The following is a 17,513-nucleotide window of genomic DNA, read 5'->3' on the forward strand; positions in this document are numbered from 1 at the left end:
AAAAATGAAACTTGATAGATCATATTTTGAAGATATACACGGAGCGGTTTATTTTCCCGCAAGAGCATATAACGCCTATCAGACATTTACAATGTTTGATAAGACCGAATTTGAGAGAGATTTAAGATATGCAGAATCAGCAAAAATAAATGCTTACAGACTTTTTGTAAGCTACCATTTTTATCTTGAGGACAGCAACAGATTCTTTGAGATAATAGAGATCATGCTTCAATTAGCAAGTAGACACAATGTCCGCATTATGCCCGTGCTTTTTGAGGATTGCGGAATAGAATTCGATAAGAAAACCGCAAACGATAGGAACCCATATACAGCTGTATGTGTGAGATATCCCGGTAAGGAAATAGATCGTAATCCTGAAAGATTCCATGAGGCAGAGGTTTACTTAAGTGATTTTATGGAAAAATACAGGGACGATCAAAGACTCCTTGCAATCGAAATTATGAATGAGCCCCACAAGGAGACCGGGAATGTGGAATTTGCAAGATATATCGCTGAGTATGTAAATAAGATAAGAGGCAGCGTTCCCCTTACCATAGGATGTATCATGCCGGTTCATAACCTGTACTTTGCAGATATCATAGATATCTATCAGTTCCATGATAATTTCCCTACATCCCTTGAGGCATTTAAGGGTGTAGTCACAGAAGCGATGCATATACAAAGTGTCACAGGAAAGCCCTTCTGGATAACAGAGTGGCAGCGTCTTAGAGAAAACGGGGCAGGCTGGGGCCAGGCAGATATCCCTGAGGAATATAAGCTTCCAAAGCTTTCATCACTGGCAGATATCATAAATGAAGCCGGGATTGGAAACTTTTTCTGGTCACTTATGGTTAAGCCTGCGTATCTGCCTGAGCAGAGAATTAACGGTACCTTCAACGGAATGTTTCATGAGGATGGAAGCGTTTACAGCGCAGAGGATTTCAGAAAGGTATCCGGGCAGGATATTGAAGTAAAAGAATTCAGTCAGCTTCCAAAATGGTATCAGAAGGATTTAGATGAAATTAAGAGTAATAACTAAGCAACAAGGTTCGGAAAGAGGTTAGGAATGAAGTTCAAAGCAGCATATTACGTAAAGGTATTTTTACTGATCATAGTACCTTTCCTGGTTCTTACCTCTTTCTCAATCATAAGCTATCAGAAGAAGGTAATAGAGAAGGAACTCCTTTATATCGATGAAAAGACAAGACTTGCCGAGCTGCAGATTACCAAGATTTTTTCGGAGATGGACAGCATAGCAAAGTCAGTAGTCATAAATGATCAGATAAACGATATTCTTGAAAAGCCAAAGAGTATTGTCACCTACGAGGGCTATCAGGCTTATAAGACAATCGATTCATTTTTGAAAATGTCTACGGTTTACACCAGTTATCAATATGGGATTACTTTAGTTACTCCGCGCTACACGTACAATAGTAACGCGGAGTACAATGCTGTTCTGAGCATGGACAGCGATATTGTAACAGAAGGTGTAAATGCCAAGGGCGGCAAGGTTATAAGGGGCGATGGAAAACGCATAAGTCTCATCAGAAGCTTTTATCGAAAGGGCAAGCTCCTTGGAGTTGTGATCATTGATGTAAATCTGTCATATATTCATAAAATACTGGAGCCCTTTGGAGAGAGTCAGGATTTGATCTATATTCTGGATGGTCAGGGCGATATTATTTTTGAGAATGAAATCGCAGGAAGTCAGTCTGAGATGGGGACTCCCTTTGCGCAGATAAAAGATGATGCAGGCGGAAAAATAAAATGGAATAACAGGACCTATCTGATGCAGTCCCACAGAGATTTAGAGGATGATATTTCAGTTATGTTCCTGGTGGAGGCCGCTGAAGTATACAGGGATTCCACAAGGATTCTTATTATTTTCATAAGCTATTTCGTGCCCTTTACTATATTGATAAATATAGTGATCATACGTCACAACAGAAAGATCGAAGAGAGCAAAAGACAGTATGAAATGAAGAACCTGCAGACACAGGTAAATCCTCACATGATCTATAACACCTTAAATACGATTACAAATCTCGCACAGCTTCAGGGAGTTGGAAACATTGAGGAGGTTTCATCCTCCTTTGCGGGTCTTCTTAAACTGATATCAAAGAGTAAGGGTGAGTTTATAACCCTAAATGATGAGATAGAGTACATCCGGATGTATATCAATATCAAAAAGTACAATATGCTCTACGACTTTACTTTTGATGCTGATATAAGTGAAGAAGCAGGGAATGCGCCAATATTAAAGCTTTTGCTGCAGCCTCTTGTGGAGAACTCACTAAATCACGGCTTCACTGAAATAAGTCTTCAAAAGAAATACCGCGTATTCATAAAGGCTGAAATTAAGGACAATAGAATGATTATAGACATCGAGGACAATGGAGTCGGAATGTCTAAGGAACAGCTTGAGCATATTCACGATAAGGATAGAGCAAGCGGAAACACATTTTTAAGTGTGGGCGTATCAAATGTTTACGAGAGACTTAAGCTTAATTACAAAAACCGGGCAGTTTTTAATGTGAGCAGCCTGGAGGGAGAAGGAACGAAAATACACCTGGAATATCCGGTGTAAGGGGGAAGTATGTATAGCATAGTAATTGCAGATGACGACATCATAATGCTTGGCAAAATTGCCGGGTATCTGGAAAAAAAGTGTGAAGACTGTGTCGTCCTCGCCAAATGTATTAATGGAGGAAGTGCTTTGGAGGCGGTCAGAGAATATAGTCCTGATCTGCTTATTCTTGACATGGATATGCCTGATATGATGGGAACTCAGGTAATTAAAACTTTGTCTGATGAAAAAATCATGCCATCGACACTTGTGCTTAGTAACTATGATAACTACGAGTTTGTCCGGGAAGCAATGAAATACGGCTCCTACGATTATCTTTTAAAGCATCAGCTTCCCTATGCAATAGGTTCAGTTACTGAGGAGATGATAGAAAGCTATCAGCTCGCCCTTGAAAAGCTGGAGGAGCAAAATCTTGATGGCTTGTCCGAATATGTTAAAGACACAATTGCGTATATTGATAAATGTTATAGCAACGACATCATCCTTGAAACCGTAGCAAAGGAAATACATGTTTCACCTTCGTATCTGTCGAGGCTATTTAAGCGGGAGATGGAAATGTCCTTTACGGAATACTTAAACAGTTTCAGGGTAAAGAAAGCAAGACAGTACATGGAAGAGGGAGAGCACAACCTTTACGAGATTTCCGAGAAGACCGGTTTTAACTCCTACAATTACTTTTTAAAGGTCTACAAGGAGTACACAGGACTCAGACCTTCAGAATGTATTCAAAAGACAAAATAGTGTAGTTGATGGACAAGGAATTGTGATGACCTCCATAGGGGTGACAGCTATACTGTAATTGCGGTCGACCAAATTGCAAAGAAGTTTATTTGGAGGGTTACAATGAAAAAAAGAATAGTAGCATTGGCAATTGGGGTAAGTATGCTTCTTGGTACATTAAGCGGATGCGGCAGTGCCGAAGCAGAAAAAAATGTTTCCGAGGTTACAGCATCGACAGGTGCATCTACAGAAAATCTGAATAAAGAGGGTTTCCCTATCGTAAATGAAGAGATCACATTAAGGGTATTTGGACAGCAGGGACCTGCTCAGCAGCCCTGGGATACAATGTCCATGTGGAAGAAGTATCAGGAAATGACAAATATCAAGCTTGATTTTACAGATGTTCTTTCAGCTGAAGGCTATGATGAAAAGAAGAGTCTTATGTGGGCCAGCGACGATTATGATGATGTGTTTGTCAGAGCCTTTCTTACCAATACTGAAATCGTAAAATACGGAACAATGGGAATCCTCATTCCTCTCGAGGATATGCTTGATGAGTATGCACCTAATATTTCAAAGCATATTCAGGAAAATCCCGCAATACTTTCGAGAATCACAGCACCGGACGGACATATTTATGCGCTTCCTGCACTTATTGATCTAACAGCAGCTCGCGACGAAAAGTTCTGGCTGAACAAAGCATGGCTCGATGAAGTAGGACTGGATGTACCTAAATCTCTTGATGATCTTGAAGCTGTACTCAGGGCATTTAAGGGCACCGACTTTAACGGCAACGGTATCGATGATGAGATACCTATGAGTGCTTCAGATGCTGATACTCTTATCAGAAGATTTGCAGGTGTCTGGGGACATCAGTGGCAGTTTGATACATGGCTCGAGGTAAAGGATGATAAGGTTGTTTCTTATCTTACCGATGACAGCTTTAAGGAAGAGCTTATGTGGTTACATGACATGTACGCAGAAGGTCTTATCGATGAAGAGGTATTCACTCAGGAATATGCAAAGTATCTCTCAAAAGCATCAGGAAATCTCCTTGGACTTTTCTTTAACCAGGCTGATGATGCCTTTGATTCCACAGATTACATTGGTATTTCACCTTTTACAGGAGCAGCAGATAAACAGTATGTTCAGTCAGCTCCTATAGCCCGTGATAACGGTGTATTTGCCATAAGCAGTGATTGCAAATATCCTGAAGCAGCGCTTCGTTTCATCGACTACTTCTACGGTGATGAAGGCTCAATCATGATGAGATACGGCGTTGAAGGTGAGAACATGTACTTCGATGAGGATGGAATGCCCAGATACAACGATGGTATTCTTGATAGTCCTAACGGCAGCGGAACAGAAATCGGTAAGTTCACAATCTGGCCGGGCGGCGGTGCTCCTCAGCTTGTTAATGAGGTAAACTGTGAGGCAATCGCTTCCAAGAATACTCTTGAGGCGCAGGTGGCACTGGATCCTTATGTTCCCGAAAATATTTATTCAGCTCCGCTTTTCACAGAAGAGGTAAATGACAGAGTTACAGTGCTTTGGTCAGATATCGAAAGCTATGTTCAGACAACCACAGCGCTGTTTATCAGAGGCGAGGAATCCTTCGATTCATGGGATACCTATGTTCAGACCTTGAAGGATATCGGTATTGATGAGTGGGTATCAATCTACCAGGAAGCCTATGACAATATTAAATAAAGGAGAATCACATCAACATGAAGAAGTCATTTCGGAAGAGATTCTTTTCTAAATGGCAGTTGATAGTGATGTTTCTCATACCGTTCATCTGGTACATAGTGTTTTGCTATGTACCGATGTACGGAATTCAGCTGGCTTTTAGAAACTACAATCCAAGGCTTGGTTATCTTGGAAGCCCCTGGGTTGGACTAAGATACTTTAAGCAATTTTTTTCTTCGTACTATAACATAGACATTATCTGGAACACAGTGTCCATCAGCTTATATTCTATAATCTTTGGTTTTCCGATTCCCATATTACTGGCTATCATATTGAACGAACTGCCGGGAGTGCACTTTAAAAAGGTGCTGCAGAATCTGACTTATGTTCCGCACTTTATATCAGTTGTAGTTTTGTGCGGTATGTTATATCTGTTTCTGTCACCTCAATATGGTGTTCTTAATACCTTTTTGAACTTTTTAGGGTTTGAATCCATTGGTTTTCTGGAATCCAACAAATATTTTAAGGCTGTGTATGTTTTATCTGATATTTGGCAGGAGAGCGGATGGAATTCTGTAATCTACATTGCTGCACTTGCAGGAATTGATCCGGAGCTCTACGAGGCTGCAAAAATTGACGGAGCAGGCAGACTTAAGCGAATCATTCATGTGTCTTTACCGGGAATAGCGCCTACTATCGTAACGCTGCTTATCCTGAGAATAGGACAGGTGATGACCATTGGTTTTGAAAAGGCATATCTTCTTCAGAATAATCTGAATATCAGATCCAGCGAAATAATATCAACCCTTGTTTATAAGCAGGGTATTTTGCAGGGAAGCTATGGCTATGCAACAGCAGTCGGACTTTTTAACTCTGTTATCAATCTGGCACTGATAATACTTACAAACAGGATTTGTAAGAAATATTTTGAAATAAGTCTGTGGTAATGGAGAGTAGCGATGAAAAAGAGTTTAAATGACAGAATATTTGATTATGTAATTGTTTTTATCAGTGTCCTTATCATGATCATGGTGGCGTATCCGCTTTACTTTGTCATCATCGCCTCCTTCAGTAAGCCGGAGGCTGTTCTTTCAGGACAACTGACCTTTTTACCTGTGGGATTTAACGTAAAATCCTACCAGATGGTTTTTCAGGAGCCCCAAATATGGATCGGATATCGCAATACTCTGATCTATACCGGACTTGGAACCGTTATAAACCTTTTGCTGACTACACTTTGTGCATTTCCGCTTTCAAGAAAAGACATGCCATACAGGACTCTGCTTACCTTTTTAGTATCCTTTACCATGCTTTTTGGCGGCGGTATGATTCCTGTTTATCTTGTGGTGAAAAATCTTGGAATCACAGACAGTATCTGGGCCATGGTAATTCCTAACGCGCTTAATACCTACAATATGCTGGTTATGAAAAACTATTTTCAGACAAGCATACCGGGAGAGCTGCAGGAGGCAGCATCAATAGACGGCTGCAGCCATTTTCAGACACTTATACATGTGGTTCTTCCATTATCCAAGCCTATACTTGCCGTAATTACGCTGTTTTATGCGGTGCAGCACTGGAATGCCTTCTTTAATGCAATAATTTATCTTCGAAACGAGAAGCTATATCCTTTGCAGATAGTTTTAAGAGAAATCCTGTTACAAAACAGTCTTGAAGCAGTGGGCGGAGATATGACCGGCATGTATGAAAAGGTTATGCAGGGCGAGACCATGAAATATGCACTTATTATTGTTGCTAGTGTGCCGATTCTTATCTTTTATCCTTTCGTCCAGAAGTATTTCACCAAGGGAATCATGGTTGGAGCTGTAAAAGGATAAAGGGCTAAAAATGGAATATGTTATTATTGCGGATATTTGTTTCCTGGCTTCACTTGTCGGCTCCATCTGCGGTATCGGAGGTGGAGTAATAATAAAGCCTGTGCTGGATGCTGTTAACGTATACAGTGTTTCTGTAATAAGCTTTCTGTCCGGATGCACAGTGCTTTCAATGACAGCATATTCAATAGCAAGAGAAGCGGGAAAAAGCAGATTTAAGTCTGCATCAAATGAGATGATAATCCTTGCTGCAGGCAGCATAGCAGGCGGTGTGATCGGAAAGAGCATGTTTACTGTGCTTTTGTCTGATATTGGTAATGACTTCCTGGTTGGAGAGCTTCAGTCACTGGTTTTACTTGTGATTACTGCAGGAACCTTTATATACACACTGTTTAAGGTAAGGATAAGTAAAAAGAAAATTACAGGACTGGCCTGGATTTTTACTATAGGCGCAATACTTGGCGTTATATCAGCGTTTTTGGGGATTGGCGGAGGCCCGATAAATATTGTGGTTCTTAGCTACTGTTTTTCCATGAAGGCAAAGGAGGCAGCGGAAAGCTCCCTTTTTATAATATTGCTGTCACAGCTGGCTTCCTTTGTAACAACCATTGCAACTGGCACTGTACCGAAGGTAGATGTGGTACTTCTTTTAATGATGGTGGCAATGGGAATAGCAGGAGGCATAGCAGGCAGAAGGATAAATGATCTTATAAATCAGAAGTCTGTAGACAGACTGTTTTTGCTGCTTCTTGTGGTAATCATGGGAATAACCCTTTACAATTTCAGGCATAATTTCATTCTTCTTACGGGATATGAAAATGCCATATTATCTGTAAATACATAATGAAAAATATTTCGATAATGATAAAGCCTGCATCTTCACTGTGTAATTTGAGCTGTGAGTATTGCTTTTATGAGGATGTAAGCAGTAAAAGAGCCATGTCATCCTGCGGCGTTATGAAGCGGGAGACTGCTAATAAAATAATAGATAATGTGTTATCCTGCCTGAATGATATGGATGCGGTTTCCTTTGTTTTTCAGGGAGGAGAACCCACTCTGGCAGGGCTCCCGTTTTTTCTACACTTTACAGAAGAAGTGGAAAAGAAAAAGGGCAGCGTTTTAGTAAACTATGCAATCCAGACAAACGGCATTCTTATAGATAAGAGCTGGTGCCGGTTTTTCAAAAGTAATAATTTTCTTGTGGGAATTTCTCAGGATATCCTTCCTGAAGTTCACGATAAATACAGGAAAGATACGAATGGGAGCGACACCTATGAAAGAGTAAATGCGGCAAGGAAGGCGCTCCTAAGCTATGGAGTAGAATATAATATTCTTTCTGTACTTACTAATGACCTCGCTAAGGAACCTGAAAAGGTTTGGGATTATCTGTGCAGAGAGAATATAGGGTATACGCAGTTTATTCCATGCCTTGGAAAAATAGAGGGCGAAAAGAAGTCTTGCCGGCTGAACCCCTGCAGCTTTGCAGGCTTCTATAGCCACTTATTTTTCCTTTGGGCAAAAGCTTTTAAAGCCGGAAAGTACAGAAGTATTAAGCTCTTTGATGATCTGATAAATCTGCTTGCTTACGGAAAACAGACAGCCTGCGGAATAACCGGAAAGTGCAGTCCGCAGTTTGTGGTAGAAGCAGACGGAAGGGTGTTTCCCTGCGACTTCTATGCTCTTGATGAATACTGCATTGGGAATCTTGCCTGTGAGAATGTGGAGGACATATATAATAAGGCTGCAAAAAGCAGCTTTATAACACGGGATGATGCGGAAGCAGATTTTTGTTGCCGATGTCCATATTTAAAAATTTGTCATGGCGGATGCCTCCGAATGAGGAAAGAAGTTTGTGGTTTTGACGGCGAAAATGAGTGTGGATACAGGCTTTTTCTGGATAATTGTTTACCGGAGTTACAACAAATTATACACAGTATTTTGAATTGACACTAAATTCTAAATCTGTTATTTTATTTTTTAGTGAAAGGGAGTAGTTATCATGCCTCGGCATGTTGCATATTCGTCAGTACGGGATTCATCCCCGGATACGCTGTAATTAACGAGACTTTCGCTGCAAATGCAATGCAGCGAAGGTCTTTTTTTATCCGTAAGATAAAAAAAGCACTTCGTGAGATGCGCAGCTGATAACAATTTCACCCTAAAACTGAAAGGACAATGAAAATGAAAACACTTGCAATCATCTTATTTGTATCAATGTATGTGTGTCTTATAGCTTTTCCCAAGAGAAGAGCTGTTACTGCACTTATCGTTGCTGCTATCTATGTGGCTACGGGAATTCTCCCTGTTTCTCAGATCGGAACAGCCGTTGACTGGAACGTACTTCTTATGATATTTGGTACACTTCTTCTGGTTGACTACTTCATCGAATCCAAGATGCCCAATCTTATCGCAGAAAAGCTCATGGATCTTGCCCCCAACGTTATGTGGGTAACAATATTTATGTCACTTTTTTCAGGACTTATATCTGCATTTATCGATAATGTGGCAACCTTGCTCATGGTGGCTCCGGTTGGCCTTGCTATCTGTAAAAAGCTTAAGATCAACCCTGTACCCATGATCATCTCAATTGCGGTTTCATCAAACCTTCAGGGAGCTGCAACTCTTGTTGGTGATACCACATCCATCATGCTGGCAGCAAAAGAGTATGCCAACATGGACTTCAACGATTTCTTCTGGATGGACGGACGTCTTGGTATTTTCTTTGCAGTTGAGCTTGGTGCACTTCTTACAGTTCCGATCATGATGTTCTTATTCAGAAAGGATAAGGAGCCCGTTGAAGCTACAGAGAAGACAGTAGTAAAAGACTATGTTCCTACAATCATGATGGTTGCTCACGTAGTTCTTCTTATGGCTGCTTCCTTTATTCCTGAAAAGCCCGAGATCACAAACGGTATGATCTGCCTTATCTGCTCACTTATCGGTATGGTTTGGGAATATTTCAAGGACCATGATGCTGAGAGAATAAAGAGAGTAGTTAAGAGCCTTGACTACGATACAGTACTCCTTCTTACAGGCCTCTTTATGGTAATCGGCGGAGTAAAGAACGTTGGTCTTGTTAACGATCTTGCTAACCTTATAGTTTCTGTTGGCGGCAATAACCTGTTTGCACTTTTCACGATTGTAGTATGGGGATCAGTGCTTATATCTGCATTTATTGACAACATTCCTTATGTTGCAACAATGCTTCCCATTCTTAAATCAGTTACTGCAACCCTTGGTGTTAATCCCTGCCTTCTGTACTTCGGACTTCTGTGCGGAGCAACCCTTGGCGGTAACATTACTCCCGTTGGAGCAAGCTGCAATATCGCAGGTGTAGGAATGCTCAGAAAAGAAGGCTATGAAGTAAGCTTTAAAGATTTCACAAGAATCGGTATTCCCTTCACCCTGGCAGCGGTTATCGGTGCCTATGTATTCTTATGGGTGCTTTGGAGATAAACTTAAAAAGTAGATTGATGTATATAAACAGCTCTGTGGTAAGCCTATCCCGGAGCTGTTTTTTATTAACTCTATTAGAATTGTTTTATACAATTTTAACAAAAGTAATTTACGAAATATGGTAATATAAACTAGAAGAAATATGAAATCAGGAAAAGGCAAAAATGAATAATAGTGAAAATAACAAGCTGGAATTTAAGCAGATAACACTTGATGATCTACAGAAGATATATAAGTATACTTCAAGGTTCGGAGAAGGATCCTGTCAGCATTCACCTGTAAGTATGTGGTCCTTGTCTGAGAAGTACGGTGATGAGTATTGCATAGAGGATGATGTGCTATACGTTCTCAGAAGAAATCTTTGCGGAGATGAATACAGAGTATATCTTGCTCCCATGGGCGAGGGTGACATAAAAGAACACTTTAAAAGAATAATGACTGATGCCGCTTCATATGGGGAAAAGGTCAAATTCATCTCTCTTACAGAGAAATGTAAAGATGCGCTTATTGAGGCATTTCCAGCAGAGTTCACTATAGAAGAAAACATTGATCTTGCGGAGTACATGTTTACCACGAAGAGAATGTCTACTTTTTCCGGAAACAGCTTAAGGAAGCGCAGATCAGAAGCAAATACTTTCTGGAATATATATGGGGACAGAGCGCATATTAAGCATATAACCCCTGAGGATTTTCCTGAAATATTAAAGTTTGAGAAAAAATGGATCGAGAGCAAAGCAGATAAAAGCTATTTATATGCTTTGAGAAGAGAATCCAGAATGATAGATAAGCAGCTTCAGCATTTTGACGAGCTTGGACTATCCGGTATCGTGCTTAGAATTGACGGAGTAGTTCAGGGCTTTGGCTATGGCGGTAAGCTTAGCGACACTTTCTATGATGCCATTATAGAAAAAGGTAATCGCGAAATACCCCATATTTACAAGGTGCTAAGGCTGGAGTCTGTGAAGCAGTGCGCCATGGACTGTGAATATGTGAATATGGAAGAGGATGTCGGAATAGAAGGTCTTCGTGCATTAAAGAATTCCTATAAGCCTGAGTATTTATTACATAAATTTATTGCATCATACAAATAATCATATTTTTCTAAAAGAGGGGAATCGTTTTGGGATATAAGAAAGAAGGTTTAGCATCACTAGGTCTTATTTTTATTACTTTTCTGGCAGCTATTCAGTATATTTTTCTTCAAAACGTGCCGGATACAGTATCTACCTTTGCGTTTGTATGTATTACAAACCTGATAGGTATTCTTATTCTTGGTCTTGTTCAGTTCAAGAAGGTAATTGGGTTAAAGAAAAAGACCCTGTTAAAGGGCATTGTCTTTGCGGTTGAGCTGACAGGCTTTAACTACTTTGTATTACTAGGCTCAAAAAATCTTGATGTTGTCATTGTTTCAAGCGTTGTCAGTCTATATTTTATCTTTATTACTCCACTTTTAATTTTATTAAAGAAAAAAGTAAGCTTCTTCTCATCCATAGCCTCAGTAATTGCGGTTATCGCGCTGCTGCTTATGTTTGGGGCAGATACGGATGCGCTTTTTTCATCAAAGGAAGTAATTTATCTGATAATTGCAGATATATTCTTTGCATCCTACGTTGTCAGCGTATCAATTCTTGGAAAAGAAGAAGACTCAACCCAGCTGACCATGTCACAGATGATTTTTTCATCTGTATTTGCTTTCGTTGGATGGGCTATTCAAAGTGCTGCATCTAATACAGGAATGTCTATTCCAAAGGAAATCAGCTTTTGGGTTAGCGCCTTGTTTATGGGTATATTTATTCGCGCAATCTATGGTCTTTTGCAGATCAAATGTCAGAAATATGTATCAGCATTGAAGGCATCTCTTATTTTTTCAGCTGAAATCATAATAACTCTGGTGACTAATCCTATACTTAGCAGGATCTTTGGAAATCAGTATACCCCGGCTACGGTTTTCCAGATTATAGGTGCATTTTTGCTGATCATAGCAACCCTGATGGTTGATGAAACTATCATGGCGAGAATAGGCTATGAGGACCTTCTTGAGACAGAAGATTTAGAGGAGGGCGATCGTAAAAAGGTTTCCGTTGCAAGAAAGGTAATACTGACAACCCTTACTTTTTCCCTTGTAACGCTGGTATTATCAACTATTATCTGTCTGTCTGCAATTCATTTTATCAGGGAAGATGCGGTTACCGGATCAAAGGAGCTTGGTCTTAACGCTACTGAGATCAGTACCTCTGCCATGATGGATCAGCTTGAGGAGAAGATTTCAAATCAGGCAAGAGATAAGACCCTTCTTGCAGAGCAGAAGCTTGATGCTTATTCTGATGCTGTTTTAACTGCCGCATCTTATGCTCATCTTTTATATGCAAATAAAGGCGATTTTCCTGAAATAGAGGTAAATAAGCCTCTTAAGGAAAATGCCGGCAAATGGGTAATGCAAAGAACTATAGCAAATCCTGATATAGCCTATGAAAGTCTTATGGATGAGAGTAAGCTCCTTGGAAACATGGAGAAGGTTTTTGAGCCCTTAAGAGATACTATTCCTAATCTTGTAACAATTTACATGGGCACAAATGACGGTCTCCTTGTGAGCTATGATCCTAATTCCGACAACAGTGATACTGTTGGCGAAGGCTATTACGAATATAGAGAAACCGGTTGGTGGGAAATGGCTAAAAGTGGCAGCGGTGCTAAGTTTACCGATACCTATCAGGATAGCTATGGAAGAGGTCTGACTATTACCTGCGTTGCGCCGTTTACCGATGAAAACGGTGAATTTGCAGGCTGTGTTGCCATGGATGTTCTCATGAGCGAGCTCAATGAAGCTATGGTTAATGATGGAATAGTTATTCCAAGTGAAGCTGTGATGATCGATGCTAACGGAGGATATATCGCAGGAAGAGAGATTGATCCATCACTTGAGGATATGGGCAGTATCTTTGATGAGGATAAGAATGAGGCCCTCAGGATTGCCGGTAAAGAGATTCTTTCAAACGAAAGCGGAGTTTTAAGTGCCGGTGAAGGTGAGAAAGAGAACTATATTGCCTTTTCAACCATAGAATCCACAGGCTGGAAGCTTTGCATTATTAGCCCTGTAAGCTCAGTAATAAAGCCTGCTCAGACTATTCACGACAGTATCGATGAGAATACCAATAATGTGGTCAATTCTGTAATACGAGGTATTCTTGGTGTCATCCAGAGCTGCCTTGTACTTGTTGCGCTGATTTTGCTTGTGGTTACATCTGTTGCAGGTATTATTTCAAGAAGGATTTCGGATCCTCTTAAGGTTCTGGAAAAAGACGTTCGCAGTATAAGCGGCGGCAATCTGGAGAACAGAACGGAAGTTGATACTAATGATGAGATTGGAAGTCTTGCAAGATCCTTTAATAACATGGCGGACTCTCTGCAGAAGTATATTAAGGATCTTAAGGAAGTGACGGCAAAGGAAGAAAGAATTGCCGGAGAGCTTTCCATTGCTACTGAGATTCAGGCAAGTATGCTGCCAAGGAATTTTGATGAGATTTCAGAGCATAAGGAATTTAATCTTTTCGCTACAATGACCCCTGCCAAGGAGGTTGGCGGAGACTTCTATGATTTCTTTATGATTGATGATACGCACCTTGCTCTTGTTATGGCTGATGTTTCAGGAAAGGGAGTGCCTGCCGCACTTTTCATGGTCATTGCCAAGACTCTTATTAAGAACAGGGCACAGCTTGGCGGAAGTCCTGCAGAGGTTCTTGAGTATGCCAATGAGCAGCTATGCGAAGGAAATGATGCTGAGCTCTTCGTTACTGTATGGCTCGGAATCATTGATATAACTACAGGAAAAGGAATGGCAGCAAATGCCGGACATGAGCATCCCGCAATCAGAAGGGCAGGAGGAGAATGGGAGCTTATTAAATATAAGCACTCACCTGCGCTTGCGATTTTTGACGGTGTTAAGTTCATGGAGCATGAATTTGAAATACATAATGACGACAGTCTGTATGTATACACGGATGGAGTATTGGAAGCAACAGATGCCGAGAACCGGCTTTTTGGAGAAGAACGTCTGCTTGCAGCCCTTAACGGAGATCAGTCTTCCGAGCCCCGAACAGTTCTTAAGAATGTGAAGATTGCTATTGATGAATTCGTCGGTGAAGCTCCTCAATTTGATGATATAACTATGCTTGGATTGGTGTGGAATAGTAGTGAAACATAACGGTTAAGCATATGAAAAAAATTCTTATTGTAGACGATGAAGAAATAATGTTAATGCTTGCGGAAAGAGCTCTCGGTCAGCATTATGAGACCGTGCTCGCTCATTCCGGTGCAGAGGCTGTAAACCTGTATTTTGAGGAACAGCCTGATCTGGTTCTGACCGATCTTAGGATGCCTGAGATGTCAGGTTATGAGCTGCAGAGCACGATTCATTCCAAGAGCGATGCCGATACACCCTTTATTTTCATTACTTCAGATGAAAGTGATGAAAGTGAAAGCAGAGGCTTTGACCTTGGCGCTGCTGATTATATCAGAAAACCTATCAAGCCCGAGGTTCTTCTAAAGAGAATAGAACGCGTTCTTGATAACGTGGATGAAAATAATCGTCTTCGCAAAGAAGCTCAGCTTGATGCCATGACCGGCCTGTATAACAAGGCAATCACCGAGCGTGTTCTTAAGGATACGGTTCGTAACAAACGCGGAATGCTGCTTGTTCTTGATCTGGACAGCTTTAAGCTTATAAATGATATTCACGGTCATGAGATGGGTGATAGAATTCTGATAGCCTTTTCAGAGCTGATAAAATCATCTATACGTGAGAATGACATCGCCGGAAGAATCGGCGGTGATGAGTTTGTTGTATTTTGTGAAAATCTGTTTGATGCGCATGCTATTGAGCAGAAGGTTAGTTTTTATAATGTAAAATTGCTTGAAACAGCCAGGATGTATATGGGTGAAGATATGGATATACCTCTTGGATGCTCCTGCGGTGCCACGAAGATATGGGATTTAAGTGAGGATTATCTAACCGTATTTTCAAAAGCAGATGCTGCTTTATACAAGGCAAAGCAGGGTGGAAAGCATTGTATTCATTTTTATGAGAAGGATGCTGAGACTGAGTCAGAGTCTGCAATAAGTGATTTTAGAAACCTAAAAATGATATTTGGTGAAAGGAATCCTAAAAGAGGTGCCTTTTTAACCGATTGCGATAGCTTTAAGACAGTATACAGGTTCGTTTTAAGGCTTATATCCAATTATCAGGTTGACACAAGAATGGTTATTTTTACTCTTACCGGTGATGATGACCATGTAGTTTGTGATGCAACCGAAAAATTCCTTGAAATAGCTACGAACAATCTTCGCGGCAGTGATGTTGTGCTCAAGTACAATCATAATCAGGTGATCATGCTCATAATGAAGGTTGATGTGGAGAAATATACAATCCCCGTTATGAGAGTGCTTGCAGCCTGGAAGAGGGATGGTATGCACGAGGTATCAATTGGATTTGAAGCAGAGCTGTTGGAGTGCTAATAATTTTTATCACTTCATACCACTTTATCTTGTACCTTAAATTGTGGTAAAATACATTCTGTAGTATTCATTTTTTGGATGCTGCAGAAGCTATTAAGAGGGGTATGAAGGTTTTATGACAGAGAACATTGAAGTATTTACACAGAGCAGCATTCGTATCAAGACGAGACACGGCGTCATCTACGTCGATCCGTTTCAGATGAGGGATGAGCCTCACGATGCTGATTATATTTTTATAACTCATGATCACAGCGATCACTTTTCCAACGAAGACATTAAGAAGGTAAGAAAAAACAGTACAATTCTGGTAGTCCCTGAAAAAATAGGCAAGCTTGCAAATGTGCTTGTTCACGATCAGGACAGACTTATTGTGGTTAAACCCGGTATTTACAAGGAAATTGATGGCTTAGAATTTGAAACAATTCCTGCCTACAATAATATTAAGCCCTATCATCCAAAGTCCGCAGGATTTGTGGGCTATGTTTTCAGAGTGGATCATAAGAGGATTTATGTGGCTGGAGATACCAGTCTGACCAAGGATGCACAGAAGGTTAAATGCGATATAGCGCTTGTTCCAATTGGCGGAACTTATACAATGGATGCCAAGAAGGCAGCGGAGCTGGTCAACATACTTCGCCCTGAGGTGGCGATACCAACTCATTACGGAAGCATTGTTGGGAAAAAGTCCGATGCCGAAAAATTTAAATCTCTTGTAAATTCACATATAAAAGTCGAGATAAAGATGCAATATTGATTGATAATGAATTAGTGTACTGTTTACGTATGCTAATTCATTTTTTTGTTTATAAATATTTTAAAATTATAGGGGTTATTTTTTATAAAGAAATGTCCGATAATGAATTAAAGGAGGGAATGGATTCCCTTTAGTGTTGTGCGGATTTTCCGAAAAATGTATATGATGGGCGGATCGTTACATGGCAGGAAGATCAGGCGGGGGAGAGAAAATCTGCACAAACCGGTTATTAAGTAAAGAGCAAGGAGGTGTATAAGATGTCATTGGAAGTAGGCGGAATAGGAAATGCTTCTGCTGTAACAGCGCAGAATGTAGTTCAGGAACAGATAAAATCAGATGAAAAAGTAAAAGAGACTCCTAAGGCTGAAGAAAGCACTAAGGAAGAAGCTGCCAAGAAGGAATCCGCTGTTGTTTATGAAAAGGGCATGAATACAGGTGATAATCTGTATAGCATTAACCGCATGAACAAGCAGGACAGAACAGCAATCGTAAATCAGCTTAAGGCTGATGCCGAGCAGAGAGAGCAGCAGCTCCTTAATATTGTTCGTCAGACACTGACAGGTCAGGTTGGCGCATACGGCACAGCTACGGGAGACAGCATCTGGAAGACTCTTGCAAGCGGCAACTTTACTGTAGACGCTGCAACAAAGGCCCAGGCTCAGGAGGATATTTCTGAGGATGGCTACTATGGTGTAAAGCAGACCTCTCAGCGACTCTTTGATTTTGCATCAGCTCTTGCAGGGGATGATGTAGATAAGATGAAAGAGATGCAGGTTGCCATGGAGAAGGGCTTTAAACAGGCCACTAAGGAGTGGGGCAGAGATCTGCCGGATATTAGTAAGGATACCTTAGAAGCAGCGAATAAGCTTTTCGAGGATTATTATGCATCGAAAAAGGCATCAGCTGAAGCAACAGAATAATTTAATAGAGAATAATTTAACAGAATATAGAAACAGCGCCG

The 17,513-nt window shown here is 40.6% G+C and carries 14 protein-coding genes; all 14 read left to right on the forward strand.

The features are described 5' to 3' along the window. The first annotated feature begins 4 nt into the window (after positions 1-4). The 14 genes from G608_RS19460 (at position 5) to G608_RS0101145 (ending at position 17,472) form a co-directional block, all read left to right on the forward strand. Positions 5-1,039 (forward strand): cellulase family glycosylhydrolase, encoded by a 1,035-nt coding sequence (locus G608_RS19460; RefSeq protein WP_155833195.1) that lies wholly within the window; start codon positions 5-7, stop codon positions 1,037-1,039. Between the two features lie 27 nt (positions 1,040-1,066). Then, on the forward strand, positions 1,067-2,587 hold the full coding sequence (locus G608_RS0101085) for a sensor histidine kinase (protein ID WP_026494445.1): 1,521 nt from the start codon (positions 1,067-1,069) through the stop codon (positions 2,585-2,587). Positions 2,588-2,596: 9 nt separating this feature from the next. Beyond that, positions 2,597-3,328 carry a helix-turn-helix domain-containing protein gene (locus tag G608_RS0101090; protein ID WP_026494446.1) on the forward strand — a complete coding sequence of 244 codons (732 nt, stop codon included), beginning with the start codon at positions 2,597-2,599 and terminating at the stop codon, positions 3,326-3,328. Positions 3,329-3,430: 102 nt separating this feature from the next. Then, on the forward strand, positions 3,431-5,017 hold the full coding sequence (locus G608_RS0101095; protein ID WP_035794259.1) for an extracellular solute-binding protein: 1,587 nt from the start codon (positions 3,431-3,433) through the stop codon (positions 5,015-5,017). A 17-nt stretch (positions 5,018-5,034) separates the two neighbouring features. Next, complete coding sequence (locus G608_RS0101100) at positions 5,035-5,943, forward strand: ABC transporter permease (RefSeq protein ID WP_051208678.1); 909 nt, start codon at positions 5,035-5,037, stop codon at positions 5,941-5,943. 12 nt (positions 5,944-5,955) lie between these two features. Beyond that, on the forward strand, positions 5,956-6,834 hold the full coding sequence (locus tag G608_RS0101105) for a carbohydrate ABC transporter permease (RefSeq protein ID WP_026494449.1): 879 nt from the start codon (positions 5,956-5,958) through the stop codon (positions 6,832-6,834). 10 nt (positions 6,835-6,844) lie between these two features. Continuing rightward, the gene (locus tag G608_RS19465; RefSeq protein ID WP_051208680.1) at positions 6,845-7,675 is read left to right on the forward strand and encodes a sulfite exporter TauE/SafE family protein; all 831 of its coding nucleotides are present in this window, start codon (positions 6,845-6,847) and stop codon (positions 7,673-7,675) included. Continuing rightward, positions 7,675-8,778, forward strand: coding sequence for a radical SAM/SPASM domain-containing protein (locus G608_RS0101115; RefSeq protein WP_026494450.1), 1,104 nt, complete (start codon positions 7,675-7,677; stop codon positions 8,776-8,778). Before G608_RS19465 ends, G608_RS0101115 begins: the two co-directional genes overlap by 1 nt. A gap of 234 nt (positions 8,779-9,012) precedes the next feature. Further along, positions 9,013-10,287, forward strand: coding sequence for an SLC13 family permease (locus tag G608_RS0101120; protein ID WP_026494451.1), 1,275 nt, complete (start codon positions 9,013-9,015; stop codon positions 10,285-10,287). A 164-nt stretch (positions 10,288-10,451) separates the two neighbouring features. Further along, entirely contained in the window at positions 10,452-11,378 is a 927-nt protein-coding gene (locus tag G608_RS0101125) for a DUF2156 domain-containing protein (protein WP_026494452.1), read from the forward strand. A 29-nt stretch (positions 11,379-11,407) separates the two neighbouring features. Further along, complete coding sequence (locus G608_RS22075) at positions 11,408-14,488, forward strand: SpoIIE family protein phosphatase (protein ID WP_051208682.1); 3,081 nt, start codon at positions 11,408-11,410, stop codon at positions 14,486-14,488. Between the two features lie 11 nt (positions 14,489-14,499). Next, complete coding sequence (locus G608_RS0101135; RefSeq protein WP_026494453.1) at positions 14,500-15,798, forward strand: GGDEF domain-containing response regulator; 1,299 nt, start codon at positions 14,500-14,502, stop codon at positions 15,796-15,798. A 115-nt stretch (positions 15,799-15,913) separates the two neighbouring features. After that, on the forward strand, positions 15,914-16,552 hold the full coding sequence (locus G608_RS0101140; RefSeq protein WP_026494454.1) for an MBL fold metallo-hydrolase: 639 nt from the start codon (positions 15,914-15,916) through the stop codon (positions 16,550-16,552). A gap of 257 nt (positions 16,553-16,809) precedes the next feature. Then, positions 16,810-17,472 (forward strand): hypothetical protein, encoded by a 663-nt coding sequence (locus G608_RS0101145; protein ID WP_026494455.1) that lies wholly within the window; start codon positions 16,810-16,812, stop codon positions 17,470-17,472. The last annotated feature ends 41 nt before the right edge of the window (positions 17,473-17,513 follow it).

Origin of the sequence: Butyrivibrio sp. WCD3002, assembly GCF_000424265.1 — a bacterium.
Taxonomy (GTDB): domain Bacteria; phylum Bacillota; class Clostridia; order Lachnospirales; family Lachnospiraceae; genus Butyrivibrio.

Bases quoted from the DNA above. Each gene is read 5' to 3' on its own strand.
- G608_RS0101100 (WP_051208678.1), top strand. From the start codon at position 5,035: ATGAAGAAGTCATTTCGGAAGAGATTCTTTTCTAAATGGCAGTTGATA.
- G608_RS19460 (WP_155833195.1), top strand. From the start codon at position 5: ATGAAACTTGATAGATCATATTTTGAAGATATACACGGAGCGGTTTAT.
- G608_RS0101095 (WP_035794259.1), top strand. From the start codon at position 3,431: ATGAAAAAAAGAATAGTAGCATTGGCAATTGGGGTAAGTATGCTTCTT.
- G608_RS0101090 (WP_026494446.1), top strand. From the start codon at position 2,597: ATGTATAGCATAGTAATTGCAGATGACGACATCATAATGCTTGGCAAA.
- G608_RS0101145 (WP_026494455.1), top strand. From the start codon at position 16,810: ATGTCATTGGAAGTAGGCGGAATAGGAAATGCTTCTGCTGTAACAGCG.
- G608_RS0101105 (WP_026494449.1), top strand. From the start codon at position 5,956: ATGAAAAAGAGTTTAAATGACAGAATATTTGATTATGTAATTGTTTTT.
- G608_RS0101085 (WP_026494445.1), top strand. From the start codon at position 1,067: ATGAAGTTCAAAGCAGCATATTACGTAAAGGTATTTTTACTGATCATA.
- G608_RS0101135 (WP_026494453.1), top strand. From the start codon at position 14,500: ATGAAAAAAATTCTTATTGTAGACGATGAAGAAATAATGTTAATGCTT.
- G608_RS0101120 (WP_026494451.1), top strand. From the start codon at position 9,013: ATGAAAACACTTGCAATCATCTTATTTGTATCAATGTATGTGTGTCTT.
- G608_RS19465 (WP_051208680.1), top strand. From the start codon at position 6,845: ATGGAATATGTTATTATTGCGGATATTTGTTTCCTGGCTTCACTTGTC.
- G608_RS0101140 (WP_026494454.1), top strand. From the start codon at position 15,914: ATGACAGAGAACATTGAAGTATTTACACAGAGCAGCATTCGTATCAAG.
- G608_RS0101125 (WP_026494452.1), top strand. From the start codon at position 10,452: ATGAATAATAGTGAAAATAACAAGCTGGAATTTAAGCAGATAACACTT.
- G608_RS0101115 (WP_026494450.1), top strand. From the start codon at position 7,675: ATGAAAAATATTTCGATAATGATAAAGCCTGCATCTTCACTGTGTAAT.